This window comes from Ruminococcus sp. 1001713B170207_170306_F1 (assembly GCF_015668065.1).
Taxonomy (GTDB): domain Bacteria; phylum Bacillota; class Clostridia; order Lachnospirales; family Lachnospiraceae; genus Blautia_A; species Blautia_A faecis.
The window spans coordinates 97,851-114,429 of record NZ_JADPEX010000003.1; the positions used below are offsets into that span (position 1 = coordinate 97,851).

The following is a 16,579-nucleotide window of genomic DNA, read 5'->3' on the forward strand; positions in this document are numbered from 1 at the left end:
AACAGGAGGATCAAAATGATTGACAAACAGTTTGACAAAGAAACCTTCAAGAAAAGTGTAAAAGACAACGTTAAGTTTCTTTACCGCAGAAAGCTTGAAGAGGCAACTCAGGAGCAGCTTTTCCAGGCAGTAAGCTACACAGTGAAGGATGTGATCATCGATAACTGGCTTGATACACAGAACGCTTATGAAAAGCAGGATCCGAAGATCGTATATTATATGTCCATGGAGTTTCTTATGGGACGTGCCCTTGGAAACAACCTTTTAAACCTTGGCGCATACGGTGAAGTGAAAGAAGCTCTTGAAGAGCTTGGAATCGACATCAATGCACTTGAGGATCAGGAGCCGGATCCGGCACTTGGAAACGGCGGTCTGGGAAGACTTGCAGCATGTTTCCTTGATTCCCTTGCAACACTTGGATACAGTGCATATGGCTGCGGAATCCGTTACCGTTATGGTATGTTCAAACAGGAAATCAGAGACGGATACCAGGTTGAGGTTCCGGATGCATGGCTTGAAGAAGGCTATCCATTTGAGCTTCGTCGTCCGGAGTACGCAAAAGAGGTACATTTCGGGGGATATGTAAGAGTTGAATATGACCAGGCAACCGGCCAGAACAAATTTGTCCATGAAGGATATCAGGCAGTAAAGGCAATCCCATACGATATGCCGATCGTTGGTTATGAGAACAATGTAGTAAATACACTTCGTATCTGGGATGCTGCTGCTATCGAAGAGTTTGGATTTGATTCCTTTGACAAAGGTGATTACAAGAAAGCCGTTGAGCAGGAGAACCTCGCAAAGGATATCGTAAACGTTCTTTATCCGAACGATAATAAAATGTCCGGTAAAGAGCTTCGTCTGAAACAGCAGTACTTCTTCGTATCTGCAAGTATTCAGGCTGCAATTGAGAAATATAAGAAAACACATGATGATATCAAGAAGCTCCACGAGAAAGTCGTATTCCAGATGAATGATACTCATCCGACTATGGCTGTTGCTGAGCTTATGCGTCTCCTTATGGATCAGGAAGGTCTTGGCTGGGATGATGCATGGGCTGTAACTACCAAATGTGTTGCTTACACCAACCATACCATTATGGCTGAAGCTCTTGAGAAATGGCCGATCGAGCTGTTTTCCAGACTTCTTCCACGTGTATATCAGATCATCGAAGAGATCAACCGTCGTTTCATCATTGAAGTACAGAACAGATATCCTGGAAACTATGAGAAAATCAAAAAGATGGCAATCATCTATGACGGACAGGTTAAGATGGCTCACCTTGCAATCGTTGCAGGCTTCTCTGTAAATGGTGTTGCAAGACTTCATACAGAAATCCTGAAGAATCAGGAGTTAAAAGATTTCTATGAGATGATGCCAGAGAAATTTAATAACAAAACCAACGGTATCACTCAGAGACGTTTCCTTCTTCACGGAAACCAGAATCTTGCTGCATGGATCACAGACCATATTGGACCAGACTGGATCACAGATCTTTCCCAGATCAGCAAGCTGAAGGTATATGCTGACGATGAGAAGGCTCTTCAGGAGTTTATGAATATTAAATTCCAGAACAAACAGCGTCTTGCAAAATATATTCTGGAGCACAATGGTGTTGAAGTTGATCCTCACTCCATTTTCGATGTACAGGTTAAGAGACTTCATGAGTATAAGAGACAGCTTCTCAATATCCTTCATGTAATCTATCTGTACAACCAGATTAAATTACATCCGGAGATGGAATTCTATCCAAGAACCTTCATCTTTGGCGCAAAAGCTTCTGCAGCATATGAGCGTGCGAAAAAGATCATCAAACTGATCAACTGCGTAGCAGATGTTGTAAACAACGATCCGTCTATTAATGGCAAGATCAAAGTTGTATTTATTGAGAACTACAGAGTATCCAATGCTGAGCTGATTTTTGCAGCAGCAGATGTTTCCGAGCAGATTTCTACTGCAAGTAAAGAGGCTTCCGGTACAGGTAACATGAAGTTCATGCTGAACGGTGCTCCTACACTTGGAACCATGGACGGTGCAAACGTAGAGATCGTTGAGGAAGTTGGTCAGGAGAACGCATTCATCTTCGGTATGAGCGCTGACCAGATCATTAATTATGAGAACCATGGCGGATACGATCCAGACTTTATCTACAACACAGATGCTGAGATCCGTCAGGTACTGATGCAGCTGATCAATGGAACCTTCTCCAGCGATACAGAGCTGTTCAGAGATATCTATGATTCTCTTCTGAACACTAAGAACTGCTCCAGAGCAGACCAGTATTTCATTCTCGGAGACTTCAGATCCTATGCTGAGGCTCAGAAGAGAGTGGAGGCAGCTTATAAGGATGAGAAGAAGTGGGCGAAGATGGCGCTTCTGAACACTGCATGCAGTGGTAAATTCTCCTCTGACAGAACCATCCAGGAGTATGTAGATGATATCTGGCATCTGGATAAGGTTGTTGTAACCAAGAGCGAGGCTGCTGAGAAATAAATAAGGGCAGATTCATTTTGCGAAAAAAATTATAAGAAATAATAAAGGCTGTGTTCATGCCAGGATAAATAAATTCTGGCATAGACACAGCTTTTTATATAAGATCAGAAATCTTCTTTCTGCCAGTACTCATAGGGCAGCATATGATACATTTTCCTTACGGTAGTCCGTTGACTGACATAGAGCTTTGCCAGCTTGCGCTTCTGTATATAAAGATCTTTAGGCATTTCTTCAAGGTCGTAGGGAACCTTGTCGTTTACATAATACGTTCCAAAAGAATAGAAATCAGCATTGCAGTCTGTCTCTTTATAGGCTTCTGCTACAAGCTGGTGAGTCATCTGGTGGTGATGATGGCCGTACTCACCGTCTGCATTGTGAGTGGCAACCTGTTTCCAGTCTTTGTAGTTCAGGACTGTGGCAATATCTGCTTCCATATCTTTTTTCCAGTAGTTCCAGCTGCTGCGATCTTTTCCGATTTTGTCCGGGTAGGAAAGAATCAGATGTTTGTCCCCGGTAGCTTCCATTACGGATTTAAATTCTGCGCTTCGAACCGGATCATTTCCACGGGTCATACACACTACCAGATAATCGTCTTCAATCAAGTGCCGTCCACCCCAGAGCAAATCATCATCTGGGTGCGCCACAAACATCACCTTGTCGTAACCATCCAGATCAAGGGCGTCCAGATCGGCAGCAGTTACATGGGGCAGATTCAGGTAAGGATAAAAAAGATAAAGCTTATGGCAGGCAAAGGCAATCGCGATTAGTATTACAATTGCCGCCAGTAACTGTTTCCAGTGCCGCACAAACCAGGAAAAAAGGCTGGCAGTGTTGGAACTGGGAGAAAAATTATTTTTCATATCAGGTACTCCATTTCTGAGTTTATTTGTATAGACGAAATCGAAATTGATTATTTGTAATAATTATACTATATTTGAGATAAGTTACAAGCTAAGATATAATGCCATAAAAAATAATGGAGGATGAACATGAAAGAACTTCTTTATGGAGCAGCATATTATGATGAGTACATGCCATATGACCGCCTGGATAAAGATGTGGAAATGATGAAAAAAGCGGGAATCAATACCGTTCGAATTGCCGAGTCTACCTGGAGTACCTGCGAGCCGCAGCCAGGCGTATTTGATTTTTCCCATGTGGAAAGAGTAATGGATGCCATGGAAGAGGCAGGAATCAATGTGATTATCGGTACGCCTACCTATGCTGTGCCTACATGGATGGTGAAGGCGCATCCGGATGTTTTGGCTGAGACAGTAAAGGGAAGAGGTATTTACGGCGCCCGTCAGATTATGGATATTACCCATCCGGTGTACCTTTTCTATGCGGAGCGTGTGATACGGGAACTGATGAAGCGCACAGCACATAGAAAGTGCGTCATCGGTTTCCAGCTGGATAATGAGACGAAATATTATGGAACTGCGGGCAAAAATGTGCAGGAGCAGTTTGTGAAATATATCCGTGAAAAATTCCATGATGATCTGGATGCCCTGAATTACGAATTTGGCTTGGATTATTGGAGCAACCGAATCAACGCCTGGGAGGATTTCCCGGATGTGCGCGGAACCATCAACGGAAGTCTTGGCGCAGAATTTGAGAAATTCCAGAGAACCCTGGTTGACAAATTCCTTGGCTGGCAGGCGGATATTGTAAATGAATATAGAAGAGAAGACCAGTTTGTAACCCATAATCTGGATTTTGAGTGGCGTGGATATTCCTATGGCATTCAGCCTTATGTAAACCATTTTCATGCGTCCCAGTGCCTGACAATTGCAGGAACCGATATTTACCATCCTACACAGGATGACCTCACTGGCGCAGAAATTGCATTCGGCGGAGATCTGATCCGATCCCTGAAACAGGACAACTATCTGGTAATTGAAACCGAAGCACAGGGATTTCCTGGATGGACACCATATAAAGGACAGTTGAGACTACAGGCATACAGTCACCTGGCATCTGGCGCAAACAGCGTGATGTACTGGCACTGGCATTCCATCCATAATTCTTTTGAGACATACTGGAAAGGCCTGCTCAGCCATGATTTCCAGGAAAATGCCACTTACAGGGAAGCCTGCATAATTGGTAACGAGTTTGCCCGCCTTGGAAAACATCTGGTTAATCTGAAGAAGAAAAATGAAGTGGCAGTACTGGTCAGCAATGAAGCGCTTACTGCCCTGAACTGGTTCCGAATCCAGGAACAGGCACCCGGCGCGGATGCTAAGAGTATCTATTATAATGACGTTATGCGTTGGATGTACGATACTCTGTATCACATGAACGTAGAATGCGATTTCATCTGGCCAGAGTCCGAGAATCTGGAGCAATATAAAGCAATTGTAGTACCAGCCCTGTATGCGGCACCTGATGAGCTTCTCATACGGTTAAAACAGTATGTGGAAAATGGCGGAACCCTGATTGCATCCTTTAAAACTGCTTTTGCAAATGAAAATGTGAAGGTAAGTCATCAGGTGCAGCCACATATTCTGAGCAACTGCTTCGGAGTCCATTACGATCAGTTCACTTTCCCGAAAAATGTAGGCTTAACAGGGGAAGTCATTCCGGAAAAACCAGATCAGAAAGGCAATGCACACCCAGCTGCGAATGTATTTATGGAGCTTCTGGTTTCGGAAGGAGCAGAAGTGCTGGCATCTTACGAGCACTATAATTGGAAAGATTACGCCGCTATCACCCGAAACCACTACGGAAAAGGCCAGGCCGTATACATCGGCTGCATGACAGACGAGGAAACCCTGAAGTCCGTTTATAAAGCCGTGCTCCCGGAAGCAGGCGTAGAAATCCCAGAATACCACTACCCAATTATTGTGCGAAAAGGTTTGAATGATCTGGGAAAAACTGTTTGTTATTTCTTGAATTATTCTGGTATGGAACTGGAAATGCCTTATGATTATAAAAATGGCATAGAGCTGTTAGAAAACACCGCCGTAGAAAATGGCACCGCTCTCCAAATGCCTGCATGGGGTGTGAAAATCGTGGAAGAAGCTTAAAAAGAAACCATAAAAAGTCCCGGTAAACGGTGGAAAGACATCGGTTACCGGAACTTTTTGTGTTACCAGTATTTGTTTGGAACACCAGTAGCGTGATTTGTTTGGTCCGTGTGTTGGTTTATATGCTGGCGGCTTTCTGCCTGGTCTGATTGTGGTTGTAAGGAAAGCGGATATAGGTCTAAATAATTTAATGCACATAAAACGTGATTTTTGTGTTAAGATAGTAATGAAAAACGTGAGAAAATTGCGAATAAAAGCTTATAAAACGTGATGACTTTTCTTGAAGGGGTGAGACTATGTATTTTAGGACGATAAGCGGGAATCCTCGGCAATTCAATTACCGAGATGAAAGCGTAGAATTGTGCATATCTGCACATTGAAATAATATAATAATCTCTTTACTCTTTGATATTAAGCTCTTTGATATTAATGCCGTAACCGGCATACAACAAGTCGAAAATATGTTCGGTTTTCATTGCATGTTTCAATTCATTATGTTATACTATATGTATGAAAGAAAATCTAATACATTATAGAACTTGTGTATATAATATTAACTACCATATGGTATGGTCGGTGAAATACCGACGGAAGATATTAACCCCAGATATTGAGGAATACCTTCAGGAACTGGTGCAGCAGATTGCTGAGGATAAGGGCTTTACTGTTCATTTATTTGAATGTGGTGAAGGAGACCATGTCCATTGCTTTGTATCAGCTCCACCAAAGCTGTCTATAACAGTAATTGTCAAGTATCTGAAAGGGATCACCGGCAGAAAATTATTCGAACGTTTTCCGGAAATAAGAAACCAGCTGTGGAAGGGAGAGCTATGGAATCATTCCTATTATGTGGAAACAATCGGGTCTGTATCTGAAGAAAATATCCGCCGTTATATTGAACATCAGAGCAAATCGTATTAAATCAAGGTGAAGGGTAAATTTTTATCTGCATAGCTGCTGGAAGGGGGAAAGAGGAATGCTGCTGTCACACAGGACATCTGTAAAAATCCGGCCGGAATATTCCAACATTATAGGACATATGTGTTATGCAGCTTCCAAACTCTGGAATGTCTGCAACTATGAACGCCATCATTATAAAGAACTGGGACTGGAAAAGTATCCTGACTGGTATTATCAGAAAAAAGCACATAAAGAAAATCTGTGGTATAAACAGCTTCCGTCACAGACAGCGCAGGAGACCTGCAAGCAGCTGGACAAGGCATGGAAATCTTTTTATGTCCTGAAAAAGACCGGAGGAATCAAAGCTCCAAATCCGCCCCGTTTTAAACAGGACAATATCCCGGTTACATACATGCAGATGGGGATCCGGCATGAGAAAGGTTCAGATCAATTGCGTCTGTCGCTGCCAAAAGATCTGAAAAGCTATATGGAAGAAACATACGGGATCCATGAAAAATTTCTATATCTTGAAAATAAGATTTTCAGGGACATGGATCATATAAAACAGCTGCGGATCTATCCGCCGGAAAATGGAACATGTGACCTTATTGTTATCTATGAGATTGAAGAGCCGGAACAGCTTTCTCAGAATGGACATTATTTATCTGTTGATCTTGGGCTTCATAATCTGATGACCTGTTATGATTCCGGAAATGGCAGGACTTTTATCCTGGGAAGGAAATATCTTTCGTTGGAAAGATATTTTCATAAAGAGATTGCCAGAGTACAGTCTGTATGGTATGCACAGCAGTCGGAAAGAGGGATAAAATATCCAAGATCATCGAAACATATCCAGAGGCTTTACAGGAAAAAGCAGAATGCAGTGAAGGATTATCTTTATAAAGTGACCAGATGGATTGCAGAATACTGCAGAAAAGAAGACATCCGCTGTGTGGTTGTGGGAGACATCCGAAACATCCGCAAAGAAAATGATATGGGGCATAAGACCAACCAGAAGTTACACGAACTGCCATATAACAAGCTGTATATCATGCTGGAATATAAGCTGAAACTGTATGGAATACAATTGATAAAACGGGAAGAAAACTATACCAGCCAGTGCAGTCCGTTAGCACCAGAAGTATCAAAAAGATATGCAGAAGCATCAAACCGAAAAGAACGGGGCATATATATAACCAACGGAGTAAGATATAATGCCGATGCAGTAGGAGCATTTAATATCCTGCGGAAATATCTTTCCGTATCCGGAAAGCAGAAGGAACTGTCCGTAACCGGACTAAAAAATCCAGAAATAATAAAAGTAGCTGTATAGCCGAAAGGCAAGCAGTATTGGTGTCATGGACGCACCCTGAAAAAAGGCGGTATCCCGCCAGATTTCAGATGCTCTGGTAACTTAGTTGCCGAGTAGTTCACGAGAAAGGTAGATAGTTATTTAAGACAGTGGAAGGATAAAGAAAACAGGCTTCCGCTAATCATTAAAGGTGCAAGACAGATTGGGAAAACGGAATCTATTGTTCATTTTGCAAGTGAAAATTATGAGAATATAGTTTTTATAAATTTTGTGCTGGAGGGGCAGTATAAAACTATATTAAGTGACGGATATTGCCACTTCTTTGAAGGCTTTTAAGCTGGATGGAAGATTTGATGTAATTTGCAGTGGATCTCTGCTTGGAATTAACTATAAAAAGATCCACAGCAATAGCGTTGGCTATAAAACAGATTACGAAATGTTTTCCATGGATTTTGAGGAGTTGCTCTGGGCAAAGGGTTACTCAGATTTACACATCGAACAGATCCTGGAACATATGTGTTCTGGGAAAGCATTTTCTGATACGGAGCTGTCTGTTTACAAAAAACTGTTTCTTGAATATTGCGTGCTTGGGGGCATGCCAGCAGTGATCAGACAATATATAGAAACGAATACATTTTCTGATACTTTGGAAATTCAGCATCAGATTCAATTAGATTATGAAGAAGATATCAGAAAATATGCAGAAGGGTTAGAACAAACGAAGATTGCCAGTGTATATCGAAGCGTTCCGGTACAGCTGGCAAAAGAGAATAAAAAATTCCAGTTAAGTAAAATTGAGAAAAACGCAAGAAGCAGAGAGTATTCGGGCTGTATTGACTGGCTTAAGGATGCGGGAGTTGTTTCTGTCTGCTACTGTCTGGAATATCCGGAATTGCCGTTAAAAGGAAATTATGATGAATTGAAGTTTAAGCTGTACTATCCAGACACAGGCCTGCTAATTGCCTCTTTAGATGAAGAAGCGCAGGAAGATTTACGTGCAAATAAAAATATGGGTGTTTATAAGGGGGCTTTATATGAAAATTTCGTTGCAGAGGCGTTTCTGAAACAAGGATTAAGATTATATTATTACAAAAAAGAAAATGCAACTTTGGAAGAAGATTTTTTTGTCAGGACAAAAGATGAACTGGTTCCGGTTGAAGTAAAGGCAAATAAAAATCGCTCAAAATCTTTAAGAAAACTGATTGATAATGAAAGTTACAGCGATATTAAGTGGGGAATAAAACTGGCTGACTGCAATGTGGGAATAGAAAATGGCATTTATACATTTCCATATTTCTGCTCCTTTTTGATTAAAAGATATCTGGCAAAAAAAGTTTAAAGTTAAACGGCTGCCGCATTGTTCAAAGTGTTTTGATAATGCGGCAGCTGTTTATTAATTAAATTCTCTTCAGTTCATAGCTTCTTGTTCCAAGTCCAATCTTCTCACCATGATCCAGAGTTGCTTCCCACTCTACATTCGGATTGGAATCCATAAAGTGGTTGTGGTGGCAATGCCATTCCGGTTTCGCAAGGTTGTCGCCAAGCTGGCTGTTGCGGATTGGTTCTGCAGCAAGACATGCATCTACGCAGGCCTGATCAAGAGCGATGGGATCGAAGCTTGCGAACATTCCGATATCCGGAAGAATCGGAGCGTCATTTTCGCCGTGGCAGTCACAGTTAGGGCTGATGTCCTGAACCAGAGCAATATGGAAGCATGGGCGTCCATGACAGACTGCCTGTGCATACTCTGTCATCTTACGGCAGAGAAGCTCATTGGAATTGCTGTGCGGGTTGTGAATTGCATCAAAACTGCAGGCACCGATACAACGGCCGCAGCCCTTGCATTTATCATAATCAATGACCGCTTTTTTCTCCGGATATGTAATAGCGTCACTTCCGCATTCCTTTGCACAGCGTTTGCAGCCGCGGCAAAGGTCTGTTTCGATAACTGGTTTACCACTATTGTGCTGAGCCATTTTTCCGGCACGACTTCCGCAGCCCATACCAATATTCTTGATTGCGCCGCCGAAACCGGTGGCTTCATGTCCCTTGAAATGAGTAAGACTGATGAATATGTCAGCGTCCATTACAGCACGGCCGATTCTGGCAGTTGGACAATACTCTGCATTCTCTACAGGAACTTCTACATCATCAGTACCGCGAAGTCCGTCACCGATAATAATCTGGCAGCCTGTAGTGATGGTGTTAAAACCATTCAGATTCGCACAATCCATGTGCTCCAGGGCATTTTTGCGGCTTCCCGGATAAAGGGTGTTACAGTCAGTAAGAAACGGCATTCCTCCAAGCTCCTTACAAAGATCGGCTACTACTTTTGCATAATTGGGGCGCAGGAAAGCAAGATTTCCAAGTTCTCCGAAATGCATTTTGATGGCCACGAATTTACCATCCATATCAATGTTTTTGATTCCGGCTGCAATGCACAGTTTTTTCAGCTTGTCCAGCTGGCTTGTGCCGACCTTGCAGCGGAAGTCGGTGAAATATACTGTTGATTTTCCCATAAAATTCCTCATTTCTGATTTTTATTTATCTTCATATTATTCTTGTGATTGCTTTAATGTCAAGTTATTTTTGTACTATAGCGTGCCCTCAAAATCATTCCCACAAATTGTAACTCACATCTTGCAGAAAGCCTTTTCAAACACGTTTTAAAAGAACTTCAGAACATCCTCCAACTCTCTGCGTCTCGGACGTCTGGGCTCCTCATCGGCTTTTCCTACAGCAATAACGGAAACAATGGTTTCACTTTCCGGAATAGAAAGCATTTCACGAATTTTGTCCCCATCCCGAAGTCCCATGATCAGAGTAGAAAGACCAAGCTCTGTGGCTTTCAGAATCAGGTTTTCGTTCTGAAGACCAAGGTCGTAACAGCCCCATCCATTTTCAATCTCATTATCAGGAGTGCCGTCTGTCTGGAAACCGGCACGGTTATGTACGAAGGTAGTGACAATCAAAGCTGCATGCTCAGTTTTTACATCGTTATTCGCGTAACACAGGCATTCTTTACGAAGCTTCTGACTCATATCCTCGGATAAAACACAGTAATAACGACCTGTTTCCGTATTTTTCCATGATGGTGCTTCCAAAGCGGCCTGTACAAGCTGCTGGATCTGCTCTTTGGTAACGTTTGTATGGGAACTGTACTTACGCACAGATCTTCTGTTCTCAATAAGTGTCTGAAATTCCATGAAAAAGCCCCCTTAAAGTATGTTTTGGCTGTATTTTAGCATAATTCATTGGATGTGAAAAGTTAAAATTTTTTGTAACCTTTCTCCCTCTTTATTTGTATAATTAGTGAAGGTACCCGACACAAGAAAATAACAGACCGCTGCTTTTCATACTGATCAGCAGCCAGAGGAGTTCTCATGAGACAACCAGTTCAACAGCTGATCCAGCTCTACCAGAACAATCTTTTTACCGCAGCGTTTAATATCTGTCAGAATCAGATGGATGCGGAGGATGCTGTTCAGGAGACGTTTGTTCAGTATTACACCAGCAGAAAAGAATTTGAAAATGAGCAGCACATCCGGGCATGGCTCCTTCGTGTGGTTATCAATAAGGCGAAAAATATAAACAGGACTTTCTGGAAGAAAAATAAATGCTCTCTGGAGGATTATATGGAAACTCTTTCTTTTCCAGATTCCCAGTCAAGAGATTTGTTTGAAGAGGTAATGAAGCTTCCGGACAAGTACCGCATTGTGATTCACTTGTTTTATTACGAAGATTATCTCGTCAGGGAAATAGCCGAAATCCTGAAGCTTTCAGAAAGCAATGTAAAGGTTCGGCTTTCCAGGGGAAGAGCCTTGCTTAAGGATTCTTTAAAGGAGGAATGGGAAAATGACGAATGGTGAAAAATATAAAAAAGCTTTTTCCGTATTGCAGACTTCAAAGGGCTCATTACAGGAGGTTGAAAATATGGCAAAATTACAGAAAAGAACAAAAATGAAAACTGCAGCTGCAGTGATTGCAGGCTGTATTATCCTTGGAGGAACAGGTACTGCATATGCAGCGAATGTTGGAGGCATCCAGCGCACGGTTCAGATCTGGCTCCATGGCGATCAGACGCAGGCGACTTTAGATGTTTCCAATGACGGTACTTATACCATGGAATACTATAATGAGGATGGCACACTTCAGCAGACCGGTGGCGGTGGAGTATCTATTGATGCTGACGGAACTCAGCGCGCCCTTACAGCGGAAGAACTTATGGAAGAAATTAATTCCCCGGATGTAGAATATAAAGATGATGGAAGCGTATGGGTTTATTTTCACAATCAGAGTATTGACATTACCGACAAATTTGATGATAATAATGTGTGTTTTGTAAAGGTTACAGATGGAAAAGAAACATTCTATTTAACGGTGAAATATAAGAATGGGTACACTTTTTCAAATGATAAATATATAGAACCGTAGAGCATTTTTCAAATACGTTCTAAAGCGTTTCGCAGGCGTGGAACAGCTGACTTTGACTTTCATATATGGTGCTGTCACCGACATGTCTGTTTGGATAAATGAACTAAGCAAGGATGGCGAGAGGCAAAGGTCTCTCGCCTGATTTACGTAAGGGGGATGAATATGATTTATGAATTAATAGAAACGGGCAGAGCCAGTGCTCTTTTTGCAGGCTGGCAGGATAGTGTGGTCTGGTCAGCATTGCAGGGGGTGATGGGAAAAATATATGTGGATTCTCTGGAAAAACCGGAGAGTGGTGTTGTTATGCTTGGAGATTTCTGCTTCTTGAGTGGAAAACCGGAATCAGAAGTTATTTCTGGAGCTTTGGCAAACAGTGCATCAGAGGAAGTGATTCTGGTTCCGCAAAATGATGACTGGGCACAGATGATTGTGGAATGTTACGGGGAGAAGGCAGAGAAAGCGATCCGTTATGCAATCAAAAAGGAACCTGGGATCTTTGATCTGGAGACGCTTTTGAAGGTGACAGAGAAACTGCAAAAAGAGTATGAAATGAGACTGATCGACCAGTCGCTTTTTGAAATTTGCAGAGATACACAGTGGAGTAAGGATTTGACAGCAAACTACGAAAGCTATAGTCAATACAAAGAGTATGGACTTGGTGTTTGCATTTTAACGGGTGGGGAAGTAGTCGCCGGAATTTCCTCTTATTCTGGTTATGGCAGAAGAAGTGACGAGAATCTTGGATGTCATGGTGGAATTGAAATTGAGGTAGTAACCCGTGAGGACTACCGGAGAAAAGGTCTTGCATATATCGGAGCGGCGCGGCTGCTTCTGGAGTGTGACAAACGCGGGCTTTATCCAAACTGGGATGCAGCTAACAAAATGTCAGTAGGACTGGCTGAGAAACTGGGGTATCATTTCAGCCATGAGTATGTGGTTTATAAAGTGAAAAAGTAAGTTGCGGCGAACCTGGAAGTATGATAGAATATGAAATGCTGAAGCGAAGTATTGTATAATTGTGATTTTTGTTATAAAAAATAAAAGAAAACATTCACAATAGAAGAAAAATGTCAACTAATTAAAAAAAACAGCGGAAGCATTCAGCTGAAAGAATGGGATGTAAGGCTGCTTTTTAGTGGAAGTAGGAGAACTTATGACTGGATTTGAGAAGCTGGAAAATAGTTTAATAGATGTAATAAAGGAAGAACAGGCTAAGCTTGGATTTAAAGAAGAGAAGATTCACTTATATTATCCGCTGTCTTCCCTGAATCATTTCTTTTCTGCACAGGACAGCGCAGATGAAATGGCAGCCCGTCTCCAGAACCTGCCGGAAGAATTGACTTCCAAACTGGGAGAAGTGAGGGTGTCTCATAAAGGGGACAGATTCTGCTTTTATATACCGGAGCCAGGAAGTGTCTATGTACATGAGAATATGAAAGAGAATGAATTTATTAAAGTACTCATTGAACTGGTTCAGAAGCATGAATGTACGAAAGTGAAATTACTTGACCTGTTTGCTTCTTACTGGGAAAAAACAGAGTGTCAGGAAATGGACAATGGAGAATTTGATTTCTATATCCGCTTTCTGGATAAGGCAGATGACGCGTATTATTACTGCTTTAAAGATGAGGGATTCCACTTTATTTATCATAGATTTCTGCCAGAGGATTATGAGGATTTTGGATTTTGAACGCAGATAAGCATTCCCCCACTTCAAGTGTGCGGAGCACTAAGCGGCGGGTGAGGGGGATGCTTCTGTCAGTGGGAGCCTTCAGCTCCCACTGACAGGTCGCGAAGCGACTGCGTTCATGAGCAAGTAGCGAAGCGGGTCTGCAATATCCGATTAACGCCTCTGAATTCTCTTACGGTTATAAACCAGATGCAGATACATGGCATCCTGTGCGCGGAGCGGGTCATGTGCGGCAATGGCATCCGCAATCTCACGGTGGGTCTCGATGGTTTCTTCCAGCAGTGTACCTCTGGTGGTCTCTACAAACAGAGGGATTGAGCTGTTAATCACAGGAACCAGTCTTGGAACCACAACGTTTTTGCTGCTCAAAGCAATGGCTGCATGAAAATCTATATCCTTTTGTGTATGGTCTTCATGTTTTTTTAATAAGTCTTCTACTTCATCGCAAAGCGCGGTGATTTTTTTTATGTCTTTTTTATCGGCACGTGTGGCTGCCATTGCAGCAATAGGGGGCTCAAGGAGGAAGCGCACTTCCAGAAGGTCATTGATCAGCTTTTGCTTATTGCCGATAAAGGTAAAACCCAGTGGGTCATCCACCATTCCGGGGGAAGAGGCAATATAGGTACCAGAGCCCTGGCGGATCGTAACAATATTTCGGGATGCGAGAAGCTTCATGGCTTCCCGTACAGAACTTCTTCCTGCATTCAGACGCTCAGAAAGAATGGTTTCATTCGGTAATTTATCTCCTGGCTGTAAGTTTTCTTCTAAAATAAATGCAATAATATCCTCTGATATTTTTTGGGGAAGGCTTTTTTCTTCTGATAACAAATTCATCATATGATTTGCTCCGTTTCTGATAGTTATAATTCTTACTTTTTATGATAAGGTTTTTTTGATTCAATGTCAAAATGATAAAATATACAAAAACAGATATATAATTTTAGATAAAATTCCAGTATTGCATTTTTAGTGAATTGAATATATGATAAATACATCAGATGAATTCCAAGAAAAAAGACATTAAACAACGTAAAAAACATAAAAATGACTAAATAGGTCAGACGAATTCATAGGAAGAAGGCAAAATATCAGATGAATTAAGGAGGTAAAAAGAAAAATGGAAGAAACAACTTTTGCGGCGGATCCAATGAGACTGATGATCGCGGCGGCGGTGGGAATTGTGGTTCTGCTGGTACTGATCATCAAATTTAAACTTCATCCGGTTCTGTCAATGATGATTTCCGCTATCATCATCGGAGCGGGAGCAGGAATGCCGCTTACGATGATCTCGGACACGGTAGAAAAAGGTGTTGGAAAGACATTGCAGGGAATTGCGCTTCTGGTAGGACTTGGTTCCATGTTTGGCGGAATCCTGGAGGTAAGCGGAGGAGCCCAGAGAATCGCAGAGACATTGATCAGTAAATTTGGCCAGAAAAAAGCCGGCTGGGCACTTGGACTTACAGGACTTGTAATTGGTACCACCGTATTTTTTGAAGCTGGTGTTGTGGTATTGATCCCATTGGTGTTTAGCGTTGCGAAACAGACCAGAAAATCCACCCTGTATTATGCGATTCCCCTTCTTTCCGGTCTGGCAAGTGGCTATGCTTTTGTTCCGCCGTCTGCTGGCTCGGTACTTGTGGCAAATGCACTTGGCGTGAATCTGGGAACTATGATCATGGTAGGAGTTCCGACAGCGCTGATCTGTATGATGGTTTCCGGAATTTTCTGGGGAAGCTTTGTTGGCAATAAGATTTACACAGAGCTTCCGGCAAATGTGGAAGAGATTAAAGACGATGGAAAAGACCTTCCGCCCTTTGGACTGGTCTTAGGGGTGATACTGATTCCACTGGTTCTGATTCTTCTAAGCACGTTATCCAAGTATATGCCGCTTCCGGAAGGAGTAAAGGATGTTCTGGGATTCATAGGAAAACCATTCCTTGCATTAACCATTGCAACGCTGGCATCTATGTACTTCCTTGGAATCAAACGAGGATTTACAGGAGCCCAGTTAAAGAAAATCCTGGATCATTCACTCAGACCGGTAGGTATGATTCTTCTGGTCATTGCCAGCGGTGGAGTGATCCGATGGATGCTTCAGGATTCCGGCCTTGGAAATATTATCGGACCGGTGCTGGAGAAGAGTGGGCTTCCATTGATCCTGATCGCATTTCTCATTGCACTTCTGGTCAGAGCTTCTGTAGGAAGTTCAATTGTAGCGATGACAATGGCATCCGGAATTATGGCAACCATGCCGGCTGTAATGGGTACCAGCATGCTTTACAGAGCTGCTATGTGCTGTGCAATCTGTGGCGGCGCAACTGCACTGAGCCATGTGAATGATGCAGGCTTCTGGCTGGTAACCTCATTCCTTGAGATCGACGAAAAGACAACCCTGAAATCTTGGACGATCATGGAGACACTGATCGGTGTTACGGCACTTATTGTAAGCTTTATTGTTTCAATCTTTGCATAGGAGGCAGGACGCAATGATAAAGATACCGGTTTATTTAAGAGATATGTGTGATGCCAAGCATCTGGTGCAGGCTGCATCAGGATGTGAGAAAAATGTAGATCTGATCTGTGGAAGATATATTGTAGATGCGAAATCAATGCTGGGGGTGTTCAGTCTTCCCACATTTGATGATGTAGAACTTGGAGCAGAAGAAGAGGACGAAGAGAAACTCAGGAAAACACTGGAAAGTTTAAAGCTTATCAGAGAATAAA

Annotated in this window: 16 protein-coding genes; 12 read left to right on the forward strand and 4 right to left on the reverse strand. The window is 42.3% G+C overall.

Annotated elements, in window-relative coordinates; all coding sequences use genetic code 11:
- The first annotated feature begins 18 nt into the window (after window positions 1–18).
- Window positions 19–2,493 carry a glycogen/starch/alpha-glucan phosphorylase gene (locus I4V84_RS03600; RefSeq protein WP_334286007.1) on the forward strand — a complete coding sequence of 825 codons (2,475 nt, stop codon included), beginning with the start codon at window positions 19–21 and terminating at the stop codon, window positions 2,491–2,493.
- Between the two features lie 104 nt (window positions 2,494–2,597).
- On the opposite strand, the gene I4V84_RS03605 is transcribed toward I4V84_RS03600, so the two are convergent.
- Entirely contained in the window at window positions 2,598–3,353 is a 756-nt protein-coding gene (locus I4V84_RS03605) for a PIG-L family deacetylase (protein ID WP_195991256.1), read from the reverse strand.
- Window positions 3,354–3,482: 129 nt separating this feature from the next.
- Here I4V84_RS03605 and I4V84_RS03610 point away from each other — a divergent pair, with 129 nt between their 5' ends.
- The 5 genes from I4V84_RS03610 (at window position 3,483) to I4V84_RS03625 (ending at window position 9,070) form a co-directional block, all read left to right on the forward strand.
- Window positions 3,483–5,519, forward strand: coding sequence for a beta-galactosidase (locus tag I4V84_RS03610; protein WP_195991257.1), 2,037 nt, complete (start codon window positions 3,483–3,485; stop codon window positions 5,517–5,519).
- Between the two features lie 504 nt (window positions 5,520–6,023).
- Window positions 6,024–6,440 (forward strand): IS200/IS605 family transposase, encoded by a 417-nt coding sequence (gene tnpA / locus I4V84_RS03615; RefSeq protein WP_195991290.1) that lies wholly within the window; start codon window positions 6,024–6,026, stop codon window positions 6,438–6,440.
- Window positions 6,441–6,495: 55 nt separating this feature from the next.
- The gene (locus I4V84_RS03620; protein WP_226855077.1) at window positions 6,496–7,752 is read left to right on the forward strand and encodes a transposase; all 1,257 of its coding nucleotides are present in this window, start codon (window positions 6,496–6,498) and stop codon (window positions 7,750–7,752) included.
- Between the two features lie 198 nt (window positions 7,753–7,950).
- Entirely contained in the window at window positions 7,951–8,067 is a 117-nt protein-coding gene (locus I4V84_RS19790) for a hypothetical protein (RefSeq protein ID WP_270430591.1), read from the forward strand.
- Window positions 8,054–9,070: a DUF4143 domain-containing protein gene (locus I4V84_RS03625; protein ID WP_226855076.1), complete on the forward strand. Its 1,017-nt coding sequence runs from the start codon at window positions 8,054–8,056 to the stop codon at window positions 9,068–9,070. Before I4V84_RS19790 ends, I4V84_RS03625 begins: the two co-directional genes overlap by 14 nt.
- Window positions 9,071–9,128: 58 nt before the next feature.
- Here I4V84_RS03625 and I4V84_RS03630 read toward each other — a convergent pair whose 3' ends face one another.
- A complete protein-coding gene (locus I4V84_RS03630; RefSeq protein WP_195991258.1) occupies window positions 9,129–10,250 on the reverse strand; it encodes a DUF362 domain-containing protein in 1,122 nt (373 codons plus the stop codon).
- Between the two features lie 147 nt (window positions 10,251–10,397).
- Window positions 10,398–10,937 carry a nitroreductase family protein gene (locus I4V84_RS03635; RefSeq protein ID WP_195991259.1) on the reverse strand — a complete coding sequence of 180 codons (540 nt, stop codon included), beginning with the start codon at window positions 10,935–10,937 and terminating at the stop codon, window positions 10,398–10,400.
- A 177-nt stretch (window positions 10,938–11,114) separates the two neighbouring features.
- Here I4V84_RS03635 and I4V84_RS03640 point away from each other — a divergent pair, with 177 nt between their 5' ends.
- From I4V84_RS03640 to I4V84_RS03655, 4 genes are all read left to right on the forward strand, one after another.
- Window positions 11,115–11,600 (forward strand): sigma-70 family RNA polymerase sigma factor, encoded by a 486-nt coding sequence (locus I4V84_RS03640; protein ID WP_118577634.1) that lies wholly within the window; start codon window positions 11,115–11,117, stop codon window positions 11,598–11,600.
- A 64-nt stretch (window positions 11,601–11,664) separates the two neighbouring features.
- Window positions 11,665–12,165 (forward strand): hypothetical protein, encoded by a 501-nt coding sequence (locus I4V84_RS03645; protein ID WP_226814881.1) that lies wholly within the window; start codon window positions 11,665–11,667, stop codon window positions 12,163–12,165.
- Window positions 12,166–12,327: 162 nt separating this feature from the next.
- The gene (locus I4V84_RS03650; RefSeq protein ID WP_195991260.1) at window positions 12,328–13,122 is read left to right on the forward strand and encodes a GNAT family N-acetyltransferase; all 795 of its coding nucleotides are present in this window, start codon (window positions 12,328–12,330) and stop codon (window positions 13,120–13,122) included.
- A gap of 196 nt (window positions 13,123–13,318) precedes the next feature.
- Window positions 13,319–13,855, forward strand: a complete 537-nt coding sequence (locus tag I4V84_RS03655; RefSeq protein ID WP_187565242.1) for a DUF3877 family protein — start codon at window positions 13,319–13,321, stop codon at window positions 13,853–13,855.
- Window positions 13,856–14,008: 153 nt separating this feature from the next.
- Here the strand turns inward: I4V84_RS03655 and I4V84_RS03660 are convergent, their stop codons facing one another.
- A complete protein-coding gene (locus tag I4V84_RS03660; RefSeq protein WP_195991261.1) occupies window positions 14,009–14,692 on the reverse strand; it encodes a FadR/GntR family transcriptional regulator in 684 nt (227 codons plus the stop codon).
- 280 nt (window positions 14,693–14,972) lie between these two features.
- Here I4V84_RS03660 and I4V84_RS03665 point away from each other — a divergent pair, with 280 nt between their 5' ends.
- Together I4V84_RS03665 and I4V84_RS03670 are read left to right on the forward strand one after the other, a co-directional pair.
- Window positions 14,973–16,328, forward strand: a complete 1,356-nt coding sequence (locus I4V84_RS03665) for a gluconate:H+ symporter (RefSeq protein WP_195991262.1) — start codon at window positions 14,973–14,975, stop codon at window positions 16,326–16,328.
- Between the two features lie 13 nt (window positions 16,329–16,341).
- The gene (locus I4V84_RS03670; protein ID WP_118577612.1) at window positions 16,342–16,578 is read left to right on the forward strand and encodes an HPr family phosphocarrier protein; all 237 of its coding nucleotides are present in this window, start codon (window positions 16,342–16,344) and stop codon (window positions 16,576–16,578) included.
- Window position 16,579: the final 1 nt, after the last annotated feature.